The organism is Methylobacillus flagellatus KT, assembly GCF_000013705.1.
In the GTDB taxonomy this organism is placed as follows: domain Bacteria; phylum Pseudomonadota; class Gammaproteobacteria; order Burkholderiales; family Methylophilaceae; genus Methylobacillus; species Methylobacillus flagellatus.
The window spans coordinates 148,314-171,257 of record NC_007947.1; the positions used below are offsets into that span (position 1 = coordinate 148,314).

Genomic DNA, 22,944 nt, shown 5'->3' on the forward strand with positions numbered 1-22,944 from the left:
CAAAAATTATGCCGACTTTACCGGCATATCCTTTATTCAGGGAACATTCCCTTTTATACTTGGCACATATGGGAATTTCCAAGTTAAAGCCGAGCAATAGCGCCACTACGCTACTGCAACTTGCGCGCGAAGTGTTGGCCATCGAGGCGAGAGAAGTGCAGGCATTGGCCGGGCGCCTCGATCAGAGCTTCGTGAACGCAGTCGAGCTCATTTTACAATGCCGGGGCCGAGTTGTCGTGACCGGTATTGGCAAATCGGGTCATATCGGCAACAAGATTGCCGCTACATTGGCCAGCACCGGGACACCGGCATTTTTCATGCATCCCGCCGAGGCGAGCCACGGCGACCTGGGCATGATCACACGGGATGACGTGGTGATTGCGCTATCCAATTCGGGAGAGGCGGACGAACTGCTGGCACTGTTGCCGCCATTGAAGCGTATTGGGACGCCTATCATCAGTATTTCAGGCAACCGCCATTCGACCTTGTCCAAGGCGGCGGATATTTTTCTCGACGCCCATGTGTCACAGGAGGCGTGTCCCCTGGGACTTGCGCCCACCGCAAGCACGACTGCGGCGCTGGCGCTGGGAGATGCGTTGGCCGTTACCCTGCTGGATCAGCGCGGGTTCTCGCGCGAGGATTTTGCCCTGGCTCATCCTGGCGGATCCATTGGCCGGCGGCTGTTGCTGCATGTACAGGACGTCATGCGTAGTGGGGACGATATTCCTGCCGTGTCGGTCAGCAGCAGCCTTAAGGATGGCTTGCTGGAGATGTCGCGCAAGGGCTTGGGCATGACTGCGGTGCTGGATGCCGCAGACAAGCCTGTGGGCATATTCACGGATGGCGACTTGCGCCGGGCGTTCGAGGCAGGCATCGACATCAACGGGACCCGCATGGCCGATGTCATGCATGCGCACCCCCGCAGCATTTTGCCCGGGCAGCTGGCCGTCGATGCCTTGGCCTTGATGGAGCAATATTCTATAAGCAGTCTGCTGGTCGTCGACCAGCAGGGTAATCTGGTCGGCGCACTCAATATGCACGACTTACTCATGGCAAAGGTGGTTTAGAAGTTGATTTCCTTAGAAGAGCGCGCAAGGCGCATCAAGATGGCAGTATTTGACGTGGATGGCGTTTTGACCAATGGCGGGCTGATGCTGGGGGATGACGGCCTGGAATACAAGATTTTCCATTCCCAGGATGGTTTGGGAATGAAGATGCTCAAGAATACTGGCATCCGCATGGCCTATATCACAGGCCGCAAGTCCAATGTGGTGGTGAAACGTGCCGAGAATACAGGTGTACAGATCATCTATCAGGGTATAGACGATAAGCTAGAGGCATTCACCGACTTGCTGGAGAAGCAGGGCGTGTCAGCCGAGGACTGTCTGTTTATGGGGGATGATGTGATCGACATTCCTCCCATGCGCCGTGCCGGGCTCGCGGTGACCGTGCCGCATGCCATGCCGCTGGTCAAGGAGTATGCTCATTACACCACCGAGCGCCAGGCCGGGTTGGGTGCTGTGCGCGAAGTCTGTGAGCTGCTCATGCGGGCGCAAGGCACCTTCGACGCGCAAATGGCGCCATATTTGAAGTAAATGCGATAAATGCAAGGGCGCACCAATACCATCCTGTTTCCACTTGCCGTACTCGGCCTGATGGCCTTGATTACATTATGGATAGACCGCACGGTGCAGCCTCCGGAGCCGCGCATCGACGGGGCAACCCGCCACGACCCGGACTATATCCTGAATAACTTCGTCACGACGAAGACGGATGCGACGGGGTCGATCAGCCATATCCTCAAGGCATCTGAGATGCGGCATTACCCGGATGACGATACTACCGAGCTGGAAAACCCGCATTTCACCCAGTTTGGGGTGGGCAGGCCTGCGACGACGATAGAAGGTAAGCGCGGCTATGTCTCCAGTGACGGGGCGGTCGTGGAATTCCGCGACAATGTGCGCGTGGTGCGGCCGGCATTCGGGGATCGCCCGGAAATGACGCTGACAACGGAATATCTGCGGGTGGAACCGGATCGCGAGGTTGCGTCGACCGATCAGCCTGTCGTGATTACCCAGGGCCCTAAGAGCGTGGTGCGCGCAGTCGGGATGGTGTATGACAAGAAAAACCAGACCATACAGCTTAATAAGCGGGTGCGTAGCCATTATGAGCGCCCTCCCGCCAAGCGGGCCAGCAGCAAGCCAAGGGCATCTGCCAAACCTGTGGCTTCCAGAACCAGCAAGCAAACATCCGGTAATAGTAAAAATGCCAAGCAGCCAACCAAGACCCAGTAGAACGATATTTTTCAGCGGAGAATCTATGCGCCACCCGCCTTATTCATTAGTGCTTGCCATACTGGCTGGCATGCTGTCAGTTTCCGCCTTCGCGGAAAAGGCCGACCGGGACAAGCCGATTGAGTTGGAGGCCGATGCCGTGCAGGTCAACGATGCCAAGAAGACCAGTACCTACACCGGTAATGTGATCCTGACCCAGGGGACCCTGGTCATCCGCGGCGACAAGCTGATCGTGCGCGAGGACAAGGAAGGCTTCCAGCACAGCACATCTTATGGCAATCCGACGACGTTCAGGCAGAAGCGCGACGGCAAGAACGAATACATGGAGGGTGGCGGCCAGCGGATAGAGTATGATGGACGCATGGACAAGGTGCAGTTGTTTACCAATGCCTGGGTCAAGCGCGGCGATGATATCGTGCATGGGGATTACATCATGTATGACGCCAACGCCGAATATGCGGAAGTCATCAGCGGCGGATCACAAGCGACAACTCCGACTGGCCGTGTGCGCGCCATTATTCAGCCGAGGAAGAAACCAGAGGCGGAGGCTCCCTGAGCCGGACGGCTGTTTGCAGCCTTCTGCCTGTTTACCGGTCAAGGCGACCGCGCTTTATATTAGAGATGGTATCGACCGCATAAATGAGTGAATTAATCGTAGAAAGCTTGCGCAAGCAATATAAATCGCGCACCGTCGTGCAGGATATTTCCCTGCAGCTCAACAGTGGCGAGGTGGTTGGACTGCTAGGACCGAATGGCGCGGGCAAGACAACCAGTTTCTACATGATGGTGGGATTGGTGCCCCTGGATGGCGGACGCATACTGCTCAATGGCAAGGACCTGAGTCGGATGCCCATCCACCAGCGCGCGCGCATGGGGTTGGCCTACCTGCCCCAGGAGCCGTCCATTTTCCGCAAGATGACGGTGACGGAGAATATCCAGGCCATCCTCGAGTTGCAGGAAATGACCGCTGAGCAGCAGAATGAGCAGCTTGAATCCTTGTTGCAGGAGCTCCATATCACCCATATACGCAACAGTATGGCAGTCAGCCTGTCCGGAGGCGAGCGCCGCCGGGTGGAAATCGCCCGCTGCCTGGCGACCAATCCCAGTTTTATACTGTTGGACGAGCCGTTTGCGGGGATTGACCCGATCGCGGTACTGGATATCCAGAAGATCGTACGTTTTCTGACCGAGCGCAACATCGGAGTTTTGATCACGGACCATAATGTGCGTGAGACATTGGGCATATGCGACCGCGCCTATATCGTGAACGAAGGCCGCGTATTCGCATCGGGGAAACCCAGTGAAATCATTCATAACGAGAGTGTAAGAGAAGTTTACCTGGGCAAGGATTTCCGCCTGTAGTCCATGCAGAATTAGAGAGATGAAACAAAGTCTACAGCTAAAATTTTCCCAAAATCTCGCATTGACGCCGCAGCTGCAGCAGTCAATCAAATTGTTGCAGCTGTCCTCGCAGGAACTCAACCAGGAGCTGGAGTCACTGTTGCAGGCCAATCCCTTGCTGGAGCGTATAGACGGTCCAGACGGTGCTGCCGAGATATCCGAAAGCTACAGTCCTGCCCCGGATGCTGCGGTTTCTGCTCCTGCCAGCGAAGCGCCTGCGCCCGCGAGCGAGGAATTGCCACGCATTGACGAATTTGGCGGCGGGGATGATTACTATGAGTCTTTCCAAGGAGGTAGCCGCTGGGAAGAAGGCGGCGCTAATAGTGAAGACGATAACGACTTCAGCTTTCAGGAAGCGGCCAACCTCACTCTGCGTGAACACCTGCTGAGCCAGATCAAGCTGCTGCCTTTGTCGGAACGTGATCAGACCTTGGCGATGGTACTGGTAGATGCGATCAATGACGATGGGTATCTGGAACAGTCCCTGGAAGAGCTGGCCGAGCTTTTGCCGGAAGAGCTGGAGATCGATCCGCTCGAGCTTGAAACGGCACTCAAGCATATCCAGAATCTGGATCCGCCGGGGATTGGCGCCCGCAACCTGGCAGAATGCCTGACATTGCAACTGCGTGCCTTGCCGGCAGAAACACCTTTTGTGGAGTTGGCGATCAAGGTTGCCGAACAGCATCTGCCCCTGCTGGCAAGTCGTGATTACACGCGCTTGCGTAAACTGCTGCATTGCGATGATGATGTCCTGAAATCGGTGCAGCAACTGGTGACCCAGCTCAATCCGCGACCAGGCGGCGAATTCAGCCACATTACTTCGGATCATTACATCCAGCATGAAATCGTGGTGAAGAAGATCAAGGGGATCTGGGTTGCCAGCCTGAATGATGAGGTCGTACCCAAGCTGCGTATCAACCAGCTTTATGCCGGCATCCTGAAACGGAATCGTGACAGCTCCAGTCAATATCTCATGAGTCAGATGCAGGAGGCGAAATGGATGATCAAGAATATCCAGCAGCGCTTCTCCACTATCCTGCGTGTGTCGCAGGCAATCGTGGACCGGCAGCGTAATTTCTTCGAGCACGGCGAAGTGGCCATGCGCCCGTTGGTGCTTCGGGAGATTGCCGATGAGCTGGGCCTGCATGAATCGACCGTGTCGCGCGTGACCACAAGAAAGCACATGCTCACACCGCGCGGTGTTTACGAGTTGAAGTATTTCTTCGGCAGCCATGTGGCGACAGAGTCGGGAGGAGCGTGCTCCGCCACGGCGATCCGTGCGTTGATCAAGCAGATGGTGAGCGAGGAAAACCCGAAGAAGCCGCTGTCCGACAATCAGATCACCGATATCCTGAGCAAGCAAGGGATTGTCGTGGCAAGAAGAACTATAGCGAAATACCGCGAGTCTCTACAGATACCCGCGGCCAACCAGCGCAAGTCGCTTTGATTTGCGCGTTTTTCAAGTAAGGAGAGTGTTATGAATTTGCACCTGACCGGACATCATCTAGAGGTTACTCCAGCGTTGCGCGAATATGTGCAGTCTAAACTGGCTCGACTCAGTAATCACTTTGATCATGTGATTGACCTCAAGGTCACCCTGAGTGTAGAAAAACTGGTGCAAAAGGCGGAAGCCACCCTGCATGTGCCTGGCAACGACCTGCATGCGGAATGTGGTGCAGAAAACATGTACAGCGCGATTGACTTGCTAGCTGACAAGCTGGACCGCCAAGTGTTGAAGCATAAGGAGAAGATCAGCAACCACAACCAAGCATCAGGTGGCCTCAAGCACCAACCGGTTGAGTAACCTTCGGTGAGATGCTGCAAGCGCTATGCTACGAGCAAGGATTTGACGCGCTTGCAGCAATTTCTTCTGCATGTTCATCCCCCAAGGTATTAAGCATACATGGCTGAAATCAGTGTGACCCAGCTTTACAAGGATATGCGCCGCAAGCTCAAGCTGAAATGGGTAGCAGGGTTGGCGGGTGGCGACAATCCCCTGACAAGTGAAACCGTGACCAAGCCATCTCTGGCGCTGGTCGGTCACCTGAATTTCGTGCATCCCAACCGTGTACAGGTCTTGGGTTGCGCGGAAATGGACTACCTGCGCAGCCTGAAGGCGCGCGAATTGTTCCAGGCGATCAAGAACCTGTTTTCCGCTGACCTGGCAGCCATCATCGTCGCTAATGGCGAAGAAGCCCCGAAAGAACTGGTGGCGGCTTCCGACGAGTTCGGCACGCCTTTGTTCACTTCACCTTTACGCAGTCCCGGCCTCATGGATGTGCTGAGCCATTACCTTGCCCAAGCCGTGGCGATATCGGAAAGCTTGCATGGCGTGTTCATGGAAGTGCAGGGTTTCGGCCTCATGATCAAGGGCACCGCGGCCATTGGCAAGAGCGAGCTGGCACTGGAGCTGATTTCGCGAGGACACCGCTTGGTGGCGGATGATATCGTCGACTTCTATCGTATCGCGCCGGACAGGCTGGAAGGGCGTTGCCCGCCGTTGCTCCAAGACTTCCTCGAAGTGCGCGGATTGGGGGTGCTCAATATCCGCGCCTTGTTTGGCGACAATGCCGTCAAGCCGACCAAGCCGCTCGACCTGATCGTGCAACTGGAAATGGCGGATACCATGGTGCCGCTGGATCGGCTCAACATCAAATCGCAGCATGAGAAAATCCTGGATGTCAAAATCCCCAAGGTCGTGATCCCGGTCGCTGCCGGCCGTAATATCGCCGTCCTGGTCGAAGTGGCCGTGCGCAACCATATGCTCCTGTTGCGCGGCATCAACGGTACCAAGCAGTTCCTGCAGCGCCAGCATCGCGAGATGGCGCGCACTTCCCGGAAAACGAAACCACAGGCCGAATAGAGCATGCAGCTTGTCATCGTGACCGGTCTTTCGGGTTCAGGCAAGAGCATCGTGCTCAAGATGCTGGAAGACAGTGGTTACTATTGCATCGACAACCTGCCTGCCACCCTGCTGCCTCAAGCTTCGGAACATCTGAGCCAAGGCAATCACCAAAGAGTGGCAATCAGCATCGATACACGCAGTGCCTCGCTCGAGGCGCTGCCAGGCAACATCCGCAAGCTCAAGGATGAGGGCATCGAGGTACAGGTGCTTTTTCTCGAGGCCAATGTGGAGACACTGGTCAAGCGCTACAGCGAAACGCGCCGGCGCCATCCCTTGAGCAGTGACACCAGCACTCTGGCGGAGAGCATCAGTCACGAACGCCACATGCTGGAGCCTCTGGTTGATCTGGGGCTGCGCATCGATACCAGCAGTCTCAGCGCCAATGCCTTGCGCAATTGGGTCAAGGAATTCGTGACGCAGAAAAACGGTGAACTCATCCTGCTCTTCTCCTCGTTTGGTTTCAAGCATGGGATTCCGCTGGATGCAGATTATGTGTTTGACGTGCGCTGCCTGCCCAACCCCTACTATGATCCGGCGCTCCGGCCCCAGACCGGACAGGACAAGCCCGTGTGTGCGTTCCTGGAGGCACATGACAGCGTACAGAACATGTATGACGATATCCGCGGTTTCATCGAGCGCTGGCTGCCCAACTTCATTGCCGACAACCGCAGCTACTTGACCGTGGCGATCGGTTGCACCGGCGGCCAGCACCGCTCGGTCTATCTTGCAGAACGTCTTGCGGCACATTTCCGCCGCCAGGAATACCGCGTGCTGGTGCGGCATCGATCACTGGAGACCAACTAGGCCGCGTAGCCAGCCGCAGCGCAGCCGAGGATATGGAATACAACGCATGATAGGTATACTCATCATTGCCCATGGCACCCTGGGCGAAAGCCTGATTCACTGTGCAAGCCACGTCATGGGCTCGCGACCGCCGTTGCTGAGGCAGCTCGGGGTTGGTACGCATGACGACCCGGGCGAATTACTGCCGCAGGCCCAGCAAATGATCAGGGAACTGGACGAGGGGCAGGGAGTGCTGATACTTTCAGATATCTACGGCGCCACACCCTGCAACCTGGTGACAAGGCTGCTGATTCCCGGCCATGTCGAAGGCGTGGCCGGGGTCAACCTGCCTATGCTGGTGCGGGCGCTCACCTATCGGCAAGACAACGGCATCATGACCCTGGTCGAGAAGTCCATCAGCGGCGGACGCGAAGGCGTGGTGCATTTTTCCAAGGACGCATGTAAGCATCATGATTAAACAAGAAATAGAAATCATCAATAAGCTGGGCCTGCATGCCCGCGCATCCACCAAGCTCACGCAGACTGCCAGCCAATATGCCTGCGAAATCTGGATCGAACGCAATGGCAGGCGCGTCAACGCCAAGAGCATCATGGGCGTGATGATGCTCGCGGCGAGCAAGGGCAGCAAGGTGACGCTCGAAACGAACGGCAGCGACGAACAGGCTGCCATGGATGCCCTGGTGAAGCTCATCAACGACCGTTTTGGCGAACCTGAATAACGGTTTCGCCATGCCTTCCTTCCCCCCTCAGGAATAATCTTCCATGGCGCAGAGCAGCAAGGTCAGTTTTTCCATGCACGGCGTCGGCGTGTCGGGTGGCATCGCCATCGGCAGCGCCCATCTCGTCGCCAATGCCCTGGTCGAAGTGGTGCATCACCAGATTCCCAGGAAAGCGGTCGCAGCCGAAATCATCCGCTTCGAGCAGGCATTGGCCCATGTCAGGCGCGACCTCGAGTCCGTGCGCGAGCAATTGCCGGCCAATGCGCCTGCAGAGCTGGCAGCCTTCATCAACACGCATCTGATGATATTGTCCGACAAGCATTTGTCGGAAGCGCCCAAGGCCATCATCGAACAGGAGCTGTGCAATGCCGAATGGGCATTGAAGCAGCAGATGCATGAGCTGGTGGCGCAGTTCGAACTGATTGAGGATGAATATCTGCGCGAGCGCAAGCAGGATGTGGTGCAAGTGGTGGAGCGCATCATCAAGGCCCTGCTTGGCCACCCCAGCGCGGCCGTACGTCCGGAGGAAAGCGCGCAGATACTCGTGGCATACGATGTGTCGCCGGCCGATGCCATCCAGTTCAAGCATCACCAGTTTGCGGCTTTCATCACGGACGTGGGCGGCGCGACCTCGCATACTGCCATCCTGGCCCGCAGCCTGGGCATTCCCTCCATTGTGGCGCTGCACCGTGCGCGTGACCTGATCCGCGACGGCGAACTCATCATCGTCGATGGCAACCACGGCATCGTCATTGTCAACCCGGACAAGGATACCCTTGCCGAATATCGCCTGCGCCAGGAGGCGTGGGAGCTCGAGCAACAGAAGCTCAAGCGCCTCAAGCTGACCAAGGCAGTAACCCTGGACGGGGTTGAGGTCGAGCTGCATGCCAACATTGAAGTGCCTTCCGACGTTGCCAAGGCCAAGGCGGTGGGGGCTACCGGCATTGGCCTCTACCGCACTGAATTCCTGTTCATGAACCGGCGCGAGATGCCGGATGAGGAGGAACAATTCGCCGCCTATCGCACAGTGGCGGAGATGATGAAAGGGATGCCGGTGACCATCCGCACCCTTGATCTGGGCGCTGACAAGCAGATGAACCCGGATGCCGCACGCAGCTGCACCAATCCCGCGCTGGGCCTGCGTGCTATCCGTCTGTGCTTATCCGAGCCGCAGATTTTCCTGACCCAGTTGCGTGCCATCCTGCGCGCCTCGCATTACGGCAAGATCAAGATTCTGATTCCCATGTTGTCGTCGTTATTGGAATTGAGGCAGACGGTCAGCTTGCTGGAGCGTGCCAAGGACAGCCTGCGCGAGCAAAACATCCCGTTCGACGACGGGATCATGCTGGGCGGCATGATCGAGATTCCTGCCGCGGCCATCAATGCCGAGGCATTCGCGCGCGAACTGGATTTCCTTTCCATCGGCACTAATGACCTGATTCAGTATTCATTGGCGATCGACCGGACGGACGATGCGGTGTCGCATCTCTACAAACCTTCCCATCCTGCCGTGCTCAAACTGATCGAAATCACGATCAAGGCTGGCAACAAGCTGGGCAAGCCGGTGTCGGTGTGCGGCGAAATGGCGGGCGAGCTTCATTTCACGCGGCTGCTGCTCGGCCTGGGACTGCGCCAGTTTTCCATGCATCCATCGCACTTGCTGACCATCAAGCGCCAGGTGCTGCAGACTGAATTGCAGTCCATCGTCGCCATGGCCCGTAAAGTCATGAACACTTACGATATCGACAAGATCGAACCTTTGCTGGAAAAACTCAATCAGTAGTGTATCCATCATTGTTCCGGTCATTCATTTCCGAGGGGATTACACCATGAGTAACCTGATTCCGGTACCCAGTGCGGACGAAAAGAACATCGCTGTGGTCACTCATTTGGCGGGCACGGTCTTCAGCGTGTTTCCCGCACTTTTCGTCTGGCTGCTGAAGAAGGACAGCAGTCCATTCATCGCCGAGCAGGCCCGCGAGGCGCTGAATTTCCAGATCACCCTCTTGATAGGGTACGCCATCAGCTCCATATTGATGGTGATACTTGTCGGCTTCCTGCTGGCTGGCATTCTCTGGATTGCCAACCTCATCCTCTGCGTCCTGGCTGCCATTGCCGCTAGCCAGGGGCAGGAATACCGCTACCCTTTTACATTGCGTTTGATTAGTTAAGGATTCCACGTGAGCATTGCCAACAACCCATTGCTGGATTTTTCCGGCTTGCCCCAGTTCGACCAAATCAAGGCTGAACATGTCACCCCTGCGGTGGACCACTTGCTGGAAAAGGGCAAGGCCCTGATAGAAACCCTGGTCACAGACCCTGCGCCGCCCACTTGGGAAAACTTCGTGCGTCCGCTGGAGGATTTCGAGGAGCAGATCTCGCGCGCCTGGTCGCAAGTCGGCCATCTCAATGCCGTGGTCAACAGCCCGGAGTTGCGCGAGGCCTACAATCAAAACCTGCCCAAGCTCACTGCATTCTATGCAGACCTCTCACAGGACGAGCGCCTGTATGCCAAGTTCCGCGCCATCAAGGCCAGCGCTGCCTATGAACAGCTCAACACTGCCCAGCGCAAGATCGTCGATAACGAATTGCGTGATTTCCGCCTCGGCGGCGCCGAGTTGCCGGCAGACAAGAAGGCCCGCTTCAAGGCGATCCAGGAAGAGCTTTCCACCCTGGCCGCCAAGTTCGAGGAAAACCTGCTCGACACTACCAACGACTATGCCTTGTTCATCGAGGACGAAGCCCAGCTGCAAGGCATCCCCCAAGATGCCTTGCAGGCTGCGGCTGAAGCCGCCAAGGCCGATGGGAAGACCGGCTGGAAGTTCACCCTGCACTTCCCCTCCTATATGCCGGTGTTGCAATATGCCGACAATCGCGAACTGCGTGAAACCCTCTACCGCGCCTATGCCACCCGCGCTTCCGAGTTCGGCAAACCGGAATGGGACAACACCGAGATCATCCGCGATATCCTCACTCTGCGCCACGAAGCTGCCTTGCTGCTGGGCTATCGCAACTATGCCGAAGTCTCGCTTGCCACCAAGATGGCAGAAACCCCGGCCCAGGTGGAAGAGTTCCTCAACAACCTCGCTGAGCGCGCCAAGCCTTTCGCCGAGCGCGACATGCAGGAGCTCAGCCAATATGCCGCTGACAAGCTGGGTCTGCCTGAGCTGCAGGCATGGGATATCGCCTATGCCTCCGAGAAACTGCGCGAGGAAAAGTACGCGTTCTCCGATCAGGAGGTGAAGCAATACTTTCCCGAGCAACAAGTGCTGCAGGGCCTGTTCAAGGTCACCGAGACCATCTTTGGCCTGCAGGTGCGCAAGAAGGAAGCACCAGTCTGGCACAAGGACGTCAGTTTCTACGAAATCACTACCCCGGCAGGGGAGCCAGTGGGCCAGTTTTACCTCGACCTCTACGCGCGCAACAACAAGCGCGGTGGCGCCTGGATGGACGAAGCCATCACCCGCCGCAGGAAGAACCACGGCGTCGAAATTCCCGTGGCTTACCTTACCTGCAATTTCTCCGCGCCGGTCGGCGGCAAGCCCGCCCTGTTCACGCATGACGAAGTCATCACCATGTTTCACGAGTTCGGCCATGGCCTGCACCACATGCTGACCCGCGTCGAGGATTATGGTGTATCCGGCATCAAGGGCGTGGAGTGGGATGCTGTGGAACTGCCCAGCCAGTTCATGGAAAACTTCTGCTGGGAATGGGACGTGCTGCGTCACATGACCAGGCACGTCGATACCGGCGAGCATTTACCCAAGGCACTGTTCGACAAGATGGTCGCTGCCAAGAATTTTCAGGCCGGCATGCAGACCGTACGCCAGATCGAGTTCTCCCTGTTCGACATGCGTCTGCATTCCGACTTCAGCGAATACGACACCACCACAGCACTTGAGCTCATCGAAGCCATCCGCGACGAAGTCGCCGTGGTGCGTCCGCCCAAGTGGAACCGCTTCCCCAACAATTTCTCGCACATCTTCGCAGGTGGTTATGCGGCCGGCTATTACAGTTACAAATGGGCGGAAGTGCTCTCCGCAGATGCCTACAGCATGTTCGAGGAAAACGGCGTGCTTTCCGCGGAAACCGGCAAGCGCTTCTGGAACGAAATCCTCGCCCAGGGCGGCTCGCGCCCCGCGCTGGAATCGTTCATCGCGTTCCGGGGCAGGGCGCCGAGCATTGATGCCTTGCTACGGCATAACGGGATGACGGCTTGAACACGATACAGGCATGATGGTCGTGTCCTGCTTTTATAGTGGCATGCAGGAGGTGCGGCATAACCGGTTAGAACCATGATGATGCTCTTCCAGCATGCAGAGAAGGCTGGTTTTGCTGACGAGTCACTTTCGCTACAGATAATTATTGGCCAATGTTGTCCTGACCATCTATGCCATGTCAGGACAACATTACTGGGGTGGCCATGAGGGTGTATCAGGACTTTCTAATCCTCATCAACCCTAACAATCCCAGACCGGCCATCAGCATCGCCAGTGAGCCCGGCTCAGGAACGGCCGTGACGGTATAGCTGATATTGTCAATGCCAACATTGTAGGCGCTGTTGTACCACTCGATGGTGATATTGCTGCCGATGCCTGCTGCACCGAAAGCCGAGAAAGTGCTGGCGAGGTTACCAGTGCCGATAATGCCCTCGAAGGCATATGTGTCTATGCCATTGGATACTGTTAAATGCGTATAACGTGCACTGGATGGATATGCGCCGAGATCCAAGCTATCGAGATTGATGAAATAGCCATCCGTTGCAGCCAGGATGATACGCCCTCGGGAGTTGCTGTCGTTTCCACCGGCCCACAGGATATTTTCTAGTTGGTTGTAACTGGTGCTCCAGAATTGCAGACTGGTGTTGTCGGTGTTGGCATTGAGATAACTGACGTCCACTTCGGCCGTATCACCGTAATTCTGGTTGATATATGAGTAATTGCTGCAGGGCGAGAACGCACCAGAGCCGTCGATGTTGGCGCTACATATGTTGCTTTCTGAAAAATCCAGGGTGCCGGCCATGGCCCCGCCAGATAGTTGCAAACCCAAGAGTAAGCCGAGCAGTGCGGCTGCTTTCATTTTTATCCCCTTTAATGTGAAATTGAATGCGTTGCACTCGATGTGAGTGTACGCTCACTTCTTGATTGAATTGTAAAAGGATATATTGAAATAGAGCAAGTGATGGACATAGTCCATTCGGGCTAGGTGGAATGATGCCACCCTGGAGTATTGAGTTTGATGATATATGATCATCAAATTGATTATTTCCAGCTTTTTTGTATGCCGTAATTGCAGTTGCAGGGCTTTGTACCGAGCAACTCAGTGCGTGCCTGGCCGACAACACCAGCGGCAAGGTTGAGCTTTAGAAAGATGCATCTGGCGGGACGATCGGCATGTGCCATTTCCCTCAGAGAACGGTCATGTAAGAGTGGCCGTACGATGTGTGGTATTTGAATAATCCCTGTTCGATTTATTTCCTTCTCAACGCCAGTGGGGAGCATTGTCGCTGCTTCCTGGTACCCAGCCGTTTTCCTCTCATCACACGCTGTGTAGGCGTTGTCTCCAGGTTGTGTTTCGTGCTCTGCCTGCGCTTCACAGCCATTGATCCAATGGATGGCTGACGCAATATCCTTGCAAATAACGTGGGCTTTTCAGCGAGTTTCTCGAGTTTTTGTGCACAAACCGTACATTTGAACGGTGTTTTTCTGATTTTCCGCTCGCTAGACTTTGACTCATCTTAATTTCAAGTCACGAGCGGAGAAATCAGTATGGACACGAATTTTGAGCGTAGGCGAATCATGCAGATGCTTGCAGCGGCTTCTGCCGCAGCGGCAGTACCCATCGGGACAATTGCGGCCGCAGCGGATGGTGCGGCGCCGAAGAAACCTACTGGCAAGCCCATTGTGCTGGGTCTGACAATTTCGACTACTGCGGCGGCAGGGGTGGCTGATCATGCTGACCACATGAATGGCTCGTTGCTTGCGCAGGAGGAGATCAATGCCAATGGCGGCATCCTTGGCCGGCCATTGGAGCTGAGGCCAGTCGATGTCGATTTGCTCTCTGCGGAAAGCTGCCAGGCTTCTATCCGCAAACTGGTTGACCTGAAGGTACATGCGATCAGTTCGCCTTTCCTGTTTGTGCCGATCCCCGCCATGGATGCCTCGGCCAACTACAAGTGTCCGTACGTCAATGGCAATACCCAGCGTGCAGCTACCGACATGGTCGCCAAGCATCCCGAGAAGTACAACCATATTTTCCAGATGGACCCGTCAGAGGTGTTCTATGGCGAGACCTTCCCGGTGTTTCTCGAGAGCCTGGCGGACAGTGGCAACTGGAAGCCCAAGAACAACAAGGTGCATATCGTTCAGGAACAGATTGCCTACTGCCAGACGATTTCACGCGCCTGCCAGGAGGCGCTCAAGAAGAGCCGTTTCGAGCTGGCCAAGGTGACCGATATCCAGTACCCGGTACAGGATTGGGGCAGCGTGATCCGTGACATCAAGAAAACGGGCGCAGGGACGGTGATGATGGACCATTGGGTGGCTGCCGAGTATGCGGCCTTCTGCAAGCAGTTCCGGGCCAACCCGCTCAAGGGGACATTGATCTATCTGCAGTACGGTCCGTCGCAACCTGAGTTTCTGGAACTCACCGGCAAGGCAGCAGAAGGCTTTGTCTGGAGCACGATGCTGGGCGTGTATGCCGACAAGAAAGGGCAGGCTTTCCGCGATAAGTACCAGAAGCGGTTCCCGGGAAAGACGATGGGGCTGTGCTACACCGGCGGCGGTTATGACATCGCCTACATGATGGCGCAGGCATGGAATGCCGTAGGCAATCCCGATGACTTCAAGGCCGTGAACGATTACATCCGCAAGACTGCATTCCGTGGCGTATGCGGCTGGTCGTACATGAACAATCCCCGGCAGGAGGCGCGTCATTTCCCACTCGGGACGGACAGCATCGAGAGCGGCATGAGCCAGCTTTACTTCCAGATCCAGGATGGCAAGAACAAGATCATTTACCCGCCACAACTCAAAGAGGCAGATTTCCGGCTAACGCCTTGGATGTAACCAGGCTTTTACAGACGATTTGATGGGTGTGGGTGATGACAGCTTTATTTGAAGGCAGGGATATCAAGCTAGAGCTTGGCGGCAGGGAGATCCTGAAAGGTATTTCTCTCTCGGTGGAAAAGGGTGAGGTGATGGGCATCATCGGCCCCAACGGGGCGGGCAAGACCAGCCTGTTCGAGGTGTTGAGTGGCCGCATATTCCCCAAGAGCGGGCAGGTGACGTTCAAGGGGCAGGATGTGACTTCCCTGCCGCTCTTCAAGCGGGCGCGCCTTGGTATCGGGCGTACTTACCAGACGCCGCTGGTGCCGGACGAACTCAAGGTAGGGGAGGTACTCAAGGCAGCACGCCAGGCCTACCTGCCTTATCTCACCAGCCATGATGCCGAATGGGGGCTGGATCTGGTGAATCTGCATGTGGATTTTGACCAGTATGCCCGCGAGTTGGAAACGCTGAACCGCCGCAAGTTATTGCTGGCGTGCCTGCTGATGCGGCGTCCGCCCTTGCTGTTGCTTGATGAGCCGGCAGCAGGCTTGATCAACTCCGAGGTCGATGAGCTGGATCACCTGATGCGCAAGCTTTCAAAGGAAATGGGCGTGTCCATCATCATTGTGGAGCACCGCATGGAGCTGCTGGAGATGATTGCGGACCGCGTCATGGTCATGGATGCAGGGGAGCAGATTGCCGAGGGGACGCTGGCCAGTGTCCTCGCCAACCCGCAGGTCCATGCCGCCTATTTCGAGAATGTCGAGTAACCACATGAGGAAGAAGATGAACAAGGACATTCAATGGGAGGTAGGCCGTGAGTGAGCGAAAGGAAATTCTCAACATTCAGGGCCTTTCCGCAGGATGGGGGCCGATGCGGGTGATTCATGACCTGGATCTGGTGGTGTATGCCGGTGAGCGCATTGGCATCGTGGGGTTGAACGGTCATGGCAAGTCCACCCTGTTTTCCGCCATTGCCGGCATGACGGACTGGCAACGTGGTTCCATCAAGCTCAATGGCAAGGAAGTGGGCGGCACGCGCAGCCAAGGGCCCGGACGCTACACGCATCTGGTGGTGAGGCAGGGATTGGCGCTCATGCCGCAGGGCGATGAGATATTTACCGGCCTGACCGTGGAAGAGCATCTGGATAGCGGCGCCTTCACGCCGGCGGCATGGCGCGATCGCAAGGCGCGCAAGGAAAAGATACTGGAGATCTTCCCGCCACTGCGGAAGTTGATGAGTACGCCGGTCGGGCGTCTGTCAGGCGGCGAGCGGCGCATGGTGTCTCTCGGACGCGGTTTGATGTCGGATGCCTCTCTCTTGCTGGTGGATGAGCCCTCGCTGGGGCTGGCTCCCAAGATCGGCAAGGGGGTGATGAAGGCCCTGATGGAAATCGAGCTGGGCAATTCCGCCATGATCATTGCAGAGCAAAACATGGCTTTGCTCGAAGGGCAGGTCGACAGGGTGATCGGCATGCATGTGGGGAAACTGAAAGGCGAGGCATCCACTTCGCTTGCCCATGAAATGAAGAGGGAGATATAGGGCCATGGACATTGATATCGGTTTTGTTGCCATCACGGCGGTTACGCTGGCCTGTATATACGGCACCCTGGCTATCGGGGTGTCGATCACATGGTCCAGCCTGGGCCTGATTAATATGAGTTACGGATTTACTTTCGCGACAGCAGGTTACGGCGCCTGGCTCGTCAGTGAGTATATTTCCTCGTTGGGCCCGGTCGTGATCCTTGGCGGCATCCTGACCGGCGCGCTGGTCGGGGTGCTGGTATGCGCGGTGGCCTTCATCCCTATCCACGACAAGCCTAATTTTACGGTACGCGGGTTGATTGCATCGCTGGCGTTGAGCCTGATCGGCACCCAGGCCCTGCTGTATTTCTTCGGGCCGCAATCGAAAACGCTGCCGCCCCTGTTTGGCGACTGGGAACTTGAGCTGGGCGAAGTGGTGCTCACTGCCGACAAGGGCGGCGCCATCCTGACCTCCATCCTGATGCTTACCCTGGCCTTATGGTGGTTGCGCTCCAGTCGCCGCGGGCTGGAAATCCGCGCCATGATGATGAACCCGCATGCAGCCTCGCTGGTAGGCATAGGCGTCAGGCGTACTGGATTCTATGTCATGGCCCTGACCGGCGGGCTGGCTGGCCTTGCATCCGTCCTGCTGTCGCAAACTTACTTCGTCAGCCCGTTTTCCGGCGTCACCCCGCTGATCAAGGGCTTGAGCGTGGCTTTGTGCGGCGGGTTGGGCAGCGTCGGCGGCGCCATGATTGCTGCGGTCATGATCGGCGTCAATGAGGCGCTGACGGCCGATATCCTCGGTGGCCAATACATCCTGATCACCCAGTTCCTGCTGATCATACTGGTGCTGATCATCCGTCCGCGCGGTATCGCCGGCATTCTCGATAAACAACGCGAGGCGTAATCATGGCAAATCTCTGGAAAAATCCCGTCGCCAATTGGAGCATCAAGGGAGAGGCGGACAATGTGCCGACCATTCCATGGACCTCTCCTCTCAAGCCTTGGATTGAGACAACCAAGGCGAAGCAGAAACTATACAAGGTAGGGCGCCTGCGCTACTACTACAAATTCCCCGGACATGGCGCCAGGACCTGGCACCGCTGGCGTTATCCCTTTACCCGCAGGCGTATCCTGAACATCCGAGGTGAGTACAACGCCAAGAGCCTGCGCCGGGAAAAAACCATTCTCGACCGCCGCCCGGTCTACTGGATGCTGAGTTTCATCGCCATGGTGATTGCACCCCTGCTCATGCCCGGCGGGCTCGAAAGTACCCTGCTCAATGCGGGGGCCGTGTTCTTCATCTACGCTGCCATCAACCTATGCTGGACGCTGGTGATCGGCACTGCAGGGATTTTCTCCCTGGCATCGATGGCCATTGTCGGCGCCGGAGCCTACGGGGCTGCCTACCTCTCCCTGACTTACGGCCTGCCGTGGTGGTCGCTGCCCATGGTGGGGTCGGTGATCGGCCTGGTGTTCGGGATATTGATCGCATTGCCGGCAACGCGGCTGGAAGGCTTCTATTACGCGCTGCTCACCTTGGGCCTGGTGGAACTGTGCCGTGTGTACGTGATCCAGTCGCGTACCTTCGGCTCAGCCACTGGCGGCGTCTATGGCGCAGACAGCTACCTGCCTGACGGCATCAGTGAGATCAGCGGCCTCACCATCAGTTACTACGTCTGTTTTGCCGTCATGCTTGCGGTGCTTTTCATGTTCCGCTTCATCCAGGGCAAGCGCCTGGGACGGATTCTGCGCATGGCGCCCGAAAAGCGCGAGGCCTTTGCCGAGGCCACAGGCGTGAACTTCCGCTGGGCGCGCATTCAGGTCTTCATCATTACCTCGGTGGTCCTGGGGGCGCTGGGCGGGGTGTATGCCAGCCACTTCCACGGTGCATCTCCTTCGCTGTTTTCCATGGATTCCGTTCTGCTTGGCCTAGCCATGCTGGTGATCGGGGGGATCGGACGCTCGGAAGGCGCGGTCTTCGGCACCCTGGTCGTCGTGATGATCGACAAGGTCTTCATCGATTGGGGCCCGCTGCGATTGATCCTGATCGGCGTGATCATGCTGTCGGTGGTGTTGTTCCTGAAGGGCGGGGTCTTCGGGATCAAGCAGCAGTTTCGCGCCTGGCGCAACAAGAAGAAAAGTGAAAACCGTTCAACTCGTGCAGAAAAAGGTGGGGAAATGTTACCTGAAGAAGCTACAGAAACACATGACAAAGACCAGATATTCCTGCGTCGCTTCGACAAGATGCAACGTGATTACCTGAAGACCCTGGTATCCGAAGAAGTCATCGAGGAACACAGGCGCAGCCCGCTTGGGCAGCACAGCGAGGCATTGGAGCGCCTGCTGAATTACTTCCGCCGGCAGCCGCAAAGCGACAAGTATGCCCTCGAAGCCATCGAGCCCTTCAAGTCCTACCGCATCATTGCGATGTCTGGACAGCGAGGGGTACCGCCCCGCGTCGTGGAAGACAAAATCTATAAATCAGAATCAGAGGCCTTGCATGCCGTGTTCGTGCGCCGTGTACAGGACTTAATGGAGAGTTAGTGCCTAAAACAAAATCTGCAAATCAACCACGTTAATTTTTGAAGGATTTTGTGATGAAGAACAGGCTTGGAAGTAATATCTTACCCTCCGTGATGTTGGCCTGCAGTATGGGCTTCGCCTCGACTGCGCAAGCAGGCGGCACCATCAATTTTGGTGAGGATAAGTGGATATCACTGGGTTTTGGTATCCGGACCACGTTCACCAGTACGGAAGATGCCGCCCCCAATGCGAGCTCCAGAAGCAAGGATTTCGAGCTGGATATCGCCCGGATCTACCTTTCTGGCTCGTTGAACCAATATATCAAGGGAACGGTGACGCTGGACAAGATAGGAGACGATGACTTCAGGGTCATCGATGCCTATGGACAACTGGAGTTCATGCCCGAGTTCAATATCTGGGTTGGCCTGCTGCTGCCGCCTTCCGATCGCGTCAATATGAATGGGCATTTTTTCATGAACGGCTGGAGTTTCCCCGGCGTTGTGTCGCAATACCAGAACAAGCAGACCGGGCGAGACAATGGCATATTGTTCTGGGGGAAAGTGCTGGACAAGCGGTTGGTGTATTCCGCCGGCATCTATGAAGGCAACCAGGCATCCAGCTTTGCGGGCAACAATATTCTGGACCCTAACCGCAGCGACAACCTCATGTACGCGGGGCGCCTGCAGTATGACTTCTGGGAGGCCAACCTGGACCCAGGTTTCTACACCAGCAGCGCCTATTTCGGCAAGGATGTGCTGTCCCTGGGCTTTTCGGGCCGCTATCAGAAAGATGCTGTCGGCAGCGTAATTGCCCGCGATGATTACCTAGGCTATAACGTCGATTTCCTGCTGGAAAAAGTGTTACCCGGCGGCGTGCTGGACATCGAGGCAGCGGCTTACCGCTATGACTTTGACAATGATGCCGTGCTGGCAGGCATGGATATCAATGGCGTCAGCCGCGTCCAGGCGGGCAAGGCCTACCTCGGAGTTCTGTCCTGGATGTTTCCGCAGACGGTTGGGTGGGGAAGGTTCCAGCCTTATACCCGCTACCAGAAGTTCGCGGCCGATGGCAATGCCAGCCTGGATGTCAGGGAATACGACATTGGGCTGAATTACATCATCGACGGCCACAATGCCCGCATCAGCGGTGTTTACACCAAGAACAAGACGGAAAACCAGGATAGCTACGACAAGTTCGTCGTTGGTCTCCAGCTGCAGTTCTAACTGCTCAGCCTGGGACCATCGATGATGGTTCCAGGCTGCAGGGTTAGCGGTTCTAAAACGCTTTCTTCAGTCAGGAAATATGTATGTCTCAAATCAAGATATTTGGCTATACCGACAAAATCTCCGTTAAGCCTGGTGATGAGATCGGATTCCATGTGAGTGTCGATGGCACGAAAAAAGTCACTGCGCAACTGGTGAGGCTGATTCATGGGGATGCCTACCCGGACGGCCCTGGCTTCATCGAGCAGGAAGTGCCTTGTCCCGTCAATGGTGAGTGGGATGTGCAAAAGCAGTTCACCCAGGTCGGCTCGTTTCTCAGGGTGGCGGATCCGGGCAACAAGCTGGCGCATGACGGCAGCTTCACCCTGTATGCCTATATCTGGCCCACGTTGCCCACCATCGGCCTGAGGCAGGCGCTGCTGGGGCGCTGGGATTGCTATCACAACCAGGGCTATTGCCTGGGCATCAACAAGCAGGGGGTGCTCGAGTTCTGGCTAGGTGATGGCAAGGAAGTGGATTATGTGGCAGCGGAAGTGCCGCTCATTGCCAAGATGTGGTATTTCGTGGCGGTCAGCTATGACGCCTCGACCGGTAAGGCCACCCTGTACCAGGAAAGCGTGGCTAACCGCTACAACAGCCTGCTTGGCAAGGTCGTGCCGATGGATTATCGCTCGCATGTGATGGAAGTCATGCGTTTCAGGGCAAGGAATATTCCAGAGGTTCCTTTTCTTATAGCAGGTTCCCAGGATTGGCATGAGCTCCGCGGACATTTTGTCAACCAGACCTACTGCGGGAAAATAGACCGGCCCGGTATGTATGGCAGGGCGCTATCGCGCGCCGAGCTTGATGAACTCAAGTCGGGCAAACCACCTTCAACAGAAGGTCTGCTCGCACACTGGGACACCACGGCAGGCTACACCGACAACGGGATAGGGGACACCGTCGTGGATGTGTCGGGCAATGGCCTGCATGCACATGGATACAACCGCCCAGTCCGCGGACAGACCGGCTGGAACTGGAGTGGTCGCAATGACAGCTTCCGTCTCGCGCCGCAGGAATACGGTGGTGTCGAGTTCCATGCCGACGCCATGATTGACTGCAACTGGAAGCAGACCAAGACGATGCGCATCCCGGAAGATCTGCGCAGCGGTGTCTATGCCATCCGATTGCGTGCGGACAACAGCAAGCAGAACACCCAGGGCCTGGATGAGGAGTATGTCGTCTTTTTCGTGAGGGCGAAGCAGCCGAAAAGCACCTTGGCGCTGCTGATTCCCACCGGCAGTTACCTGGCCTACGCCAATGAACACTTGAGTTTTGATGCGCAGATCGTCCAGCCCATGAGTGGCCGGCCTCCCATCATCTCGGCAGTTGATGTCGAGATGTACCAGAATCCCGAGTTCGGTTTTTCGACGTACGACAGTTACATGGATGGTGCAGGGGTATGCTTCAGCTCCTATCATCGTCCCATCATCAATATGCGGCCCAAATTCCGCATGTCCGGGTTCGGGTCCACCTGGCAATTCCCTGCCGACCTGTCGATTGTCGGCTGGCTTGAGCATATGCAGTATGACTATGAAGTCATCACCGAAGAGGATGTGCATCGCGAAGGACTCTCTGCCATGGCGCCCTATCGATGCATCATATCGGGTACCCACCCTGAATATATTTCGGAGCGCATTCTGGATGCCCACGAGGATTTCATCGAGCAAGGGGGCCGCTTCATTTATATGGGAGGTAACGGCTATTACTGGAATGTGGCCTATCGTGACGATGAGCCGTGGGTCATGGAGGTCAGGAAGCTGGATTCGGGCATGCGCGCATGGGCCGCCAGGCCGGGCGAGCATTACCTGCAGACCACAGGACAGAAGAGTGGCATCTGGAAAAACCTGGGGCGTCCGCCACAGAAATTATTGGGCGTCGGCTTTATCGGCGAAGGCTTCGAGAGTGGCCGGCCGTTCCGCCGTATGCCGGATAGCTATCACCGCACCGTGTCCTGGATCACGGAAGGCATAGAAGGCGAAATCCTCGGAGACTTCGGGCTGGCCCATGGGGGGGCAGCAGGGGTGGAAGTCGACCGTTACGACCTGAGCCTTGGCACGCCGCCGCATGCCAAGATCATTGCATCGTCTGGCGGTCATACCGACAATTATGTCTTGTCCACGGAAGAGCTGCTGTATGCCTACCCTGGCACTGGCGGTACGCAGGATTACAGGGTCAGGGCGGACATCGTCTATTTCACCGCTCCCAATCATGGCGGCGTCTTCTCGACCGGCTCGATTGCCTTTGGTCAGGCACTGCCCGCATACAATTTCGACAACAATATTTCCAAGCTGCTCTCCAATGTAGTCAACGCCTTCATCAAGCCAGGCGCGCTTCCTGGCGGGTTGTGGATTTCGCAAGAGAAGCAGTGGCGATGATCATGGCTGACATGGCATGAATTGACCTCCTTAACTTCCCGGCTCCTCCCTTTCGCCAGCTATCGCACACCGCATGGC

22 protein-coding genes are annotated in these 22,944 nt (G+C 56.5%); 21 read left to right on the forward strand and 1 reads right to left on the reverse strand.

Translation table 11 applies throughout. From position 1 onward, the window contains the following. Window positions 1-68: 68 nt before the first annotated feature. The 14 genes from MFLA_RS00720 (at window position 69) to MFLA_RS00785 (ending at window position 12,343) form a co-directional block, all read left to right on the forward strand. A complete protein-coding gene (locus MFLA_RS00720) occupies window positions 69-1,067 on the forward strand; it encodes a KpsF/GutQ family sugar-phosphate isomerase (protein ID WP_048811471.1) in 999 nt (332 codons plus the stop codon). A 39-nt stretch (window positions 1,068-1,106) separates the two neighbouring features. Beyond that, window positions 1,107-1,595: a KdsC family phosphatase gene (locus MFLA_RS00725; RefSeq protein ID WP_195742038.1), complete on the forward strand. Its 489-nt coding sequence runs from the start codon at window positions 1,107-1,109 to the stop codon at window positions 1,593-1,595. Between the two features lie 9 nt (window positions 1,596-1,604). Beyond that, a complete protein-coding gene (gene lptC, locus MFLA_RS00730; RefSeq protein ID WP_011478507.1) occupies window positions 1,605-2,294 on the forward strand; it encodes an LPS export ABC transporter periplasmic protein LptC in 690 nt (229 codons plus the stop codon). 25 nt (window positions 2,295-2,319) lie between these two features. Continuing rightward, on the forward strand, window positions 2,320-2,850 hold the full coding sequence (gene lptA, locus MFLA_RS00735) for a lipopolysaccharide transport periplasmic protein LptA (RefSeq protein WP_011478508.1): 531 nt from the start codon (window positions 2,320-2,322) through the stop codon (window positions 2,848-2,850). An 83-nt stretch (window positions 2,851-2,933) separates the two neighbouring features. Beyond that, window positions 2,934-3,656 (forward strand): LPS export ABC transporter ATP-binding protein, encoded by a 723-nt coding sequence (gene lptB, locus MFLA_RS00740; protein WP_011478509.1) that lies wholly within the window; start codon window positions 2,934-2,936, stop codon window positions 3,654-3,656. Between the two features lie 19 nt (window positions 3,657-3,675). Next, a complete protein-coding gene (locus MFLA_RS00745) occupies window positions 3,676-5,142 on the forward strand; it encodes an RNA polymerase factor sigma-54 (RefSeq protein ID WP_011478510.1) in 1,467 nt (488 codons plus the stop codon). Window positions 5,143-5,172: 30 nt separating this feature from the next. Further along, complete coding sequence (gene hpf, locus MFLA_RS00750) at window positions 5,173-5,499, forward strand: ribosome hibernation-promoting factor, HPF/YfiA family (RefSeq protein ID WP_011478511.1); 327 nt, start codon at window positions 5,173-5,175, stop codon at window positions 5,497-5,499. 99 nt (window positions 5,500-5,598) lie between these two features. Then, window positions 5,599-6,558 carry an HPr(Ser) kinase/phosphatase gene (gene hprK / locus MFLA_RS00755; protein WP_011478512.1) on the forward strand — a complete coding sequence of 320 codons (960 nt, stop codon included), beginning with the start codon at window positions 5,599-5,601 and terminating at the stop codon, window positions 6,556-6,558. A 3-nt stretch (window positions 6,559-6,561) separates the two neighbouring features. Beyond that, window positions 6,562-7,404 (forward strand): RNase adapter RapZ, encoded by an 843-nt coding sequence (rapZ, locus tag MFLA_RS00760; protein ID WP_011478513.1) that lies wholly within the window; start codon window positions 6,562-6,564, stop codon window positions 7,402-7,404. 46 nt (window positions 7,405-7,450) lie between these two features. Further along, window positions 7,451-7,861 carry a PTS sugar transporter subunit IIA gene (locus MFLA_RS00765; RefSeq protein WP_011478514.1) on the forward strand — a complete coding sequence of 137 codons (411 nt, stop codon included), beginning with the start codon at window positions 7,451-7,453 and terminating at the stop codon, window positions 7,859-7,861. Next, entirely contained in the window at window positions 7,854-8,123 is a 270-nt protein-coding gene (locus MFLA_RS00770; RefSeq protein WP_011478515.1) for an HPr family phosphocarrier protein, read from the forward strand. The genes MFLA_RS00765 and MFLA_RS00770 overlap by 8 nt, the downstream gene beginning before the upstream one ends. A 43-nt stretch (window positions 8,124-8,166) precedes the next feature. Next, the gene (ptsP, locus tag MFLA_RS00775) at window positions 8,167-9,906 is read left to right on the forward strand and encodes a phosphoenolpyruvate--protein phosphotransferase (protein WP_011478516.1); all 1,740 of its coding nucleotides are present in this window, start codon (window positions 8,167-8,169) and stop codon (window positions 9,904-9,906) included. 46 nt (window positions 9,907-9,952) lie between these two features. Continuing rightward, entirely contained in the window at window positions 9,953-10,294 is a 342-nt protein-coding gene (locus tag MFLA_RS00780; protein WP_011478517.1) for a DUF4870 domain-containing protein, read from the forward strand. A gap of 9 nt (window positions 10,295-10,303) precedes the next feature. Then, window positions 10,304-12,343, forward strand: a complete 2,040-nt coding sequence (locus MFLA_RS00785; RefSeq protein WP_011478518.1) for a M3 family metallopeptidase — start codon at window positions 10,304-10,306, stop codon at window positions 12,341-12,343. Window positions 12,344-12,557: 214 nt separating this feature from the next. On the opposite strand, the gene MFLA_RS00790 is transcribed toward MFLA_RS00785, so the two are convergent. Next, entirely contained in the window at window positions 12,558-13,202 is a 645-nt protein-coding gene (locus MFLA_RS00790) for a PEP-CTERM sorting domain-containing protein (RefSeq protein ID WP_011478519.1), read from the reverse strand. A 719-nt stretch (window positions 13,203-13,921) separates the two neighbouring features. On the opposite strand from MFLA_RS00790, the gene MFLA_RS00800 reads away from it, so the two are divergent. The 7 genes from MFLA_RS00800 to MFLA_RS00830 all read left to right on the forward strand — a co-directional run bounded on the left by MFLA_RS00800 (window position 13,922) and on the right by MFLA_RS00830 (window position 22,866). Further along, the gene (locus MFLA_RS00800) at window positions 13,922-15,190 is read left to right on the forward strand and encodes an ABC transporter substrate-binding protein (protein WP_195742039.1); all 1,269 of its coding nucleotides are present in this window, start codon (window positions 13,922-13,924) and stop codon (window positions 15,188-15,190) included. A gap of 35 nt (window positions 15,191-15,225) precedes the next feature. Next, on the forward strand, window positions 15,226-15,942 hold the full coding sequence (locus tag MFLA_RS00805; RefSeq protein ID WP_011478521.1) for an ABC transporter ATP-binding protein: 717 nt from the start codon (window positions 15,226-15,228) through the stop codon (window positions 15,940-15,942). Between the two features lie 47 nt (window positions 15,943-15,989). Next, window positions 15,990-16,715, forward strand: coding sequence for an ABC transporter ATP-binding protein (locus MFLA_RS00810; protein ID WP_011478522.1), 726 nt, complete (start codon window positions 15,990-15,992; stop codon window positions 16,713-16,715). A 4-nt stretch (window positions 16,716-16,719) separates the two neighbouring features. Then, window positions 16,720-17,607 (forward strand): branched-chain amino acid ABC transporter permease, encoded by an 888-nt coding sequence (locus MFLA_RS00815; RefSeq protein ID WP_011478523.1) that lies wholly within the window; start codon window positions 16,720-16,722, stop codon window positions 17,605-17,607. A gap of 2 nt (window positions 17,608-17,609) precedes the next feature. After that, window positions 17,610-19,247 (forward strand): branched-chain amino acid ABC transporter permease, encoded by a 1,638-nt coding sequence (locus tag MFLA_RS00820; RefSeq protein ID WP_011478524.1) that lies wholly within the window; start codon window positions 17,610-17,612, stop codon window positions 19,245-19,247. A 53-nt stretch (window positions 19,248-19,300) separates the two neighbouring features. Further along, window positions 19,301-20,449, forward strand: coding sequence for a hypothetical protein (locus MFLA_RS00825; RefSeq protein WP_011478525.1), 1,149 nt, complete (start codon window positions 19,301-19,303; stop codon window positions 20,447-20,449). A gap of 83 nt (window positions 20,450-20,532) precedes the next feature. Beyond that, window positions 20,533-22,866, forward strand: coding sequence for a N,N-dimethylformamidase beta subunit family domain-containing protein (locus MFLA_RS00830; protein ID WP_011478526.1), 2,334 nt, complete (start codon window positions 20,533-20,535; stop codon window positions 22,864-22,866). Window positions 22,867-22,944: the final 78 nt, after the last annotated feature.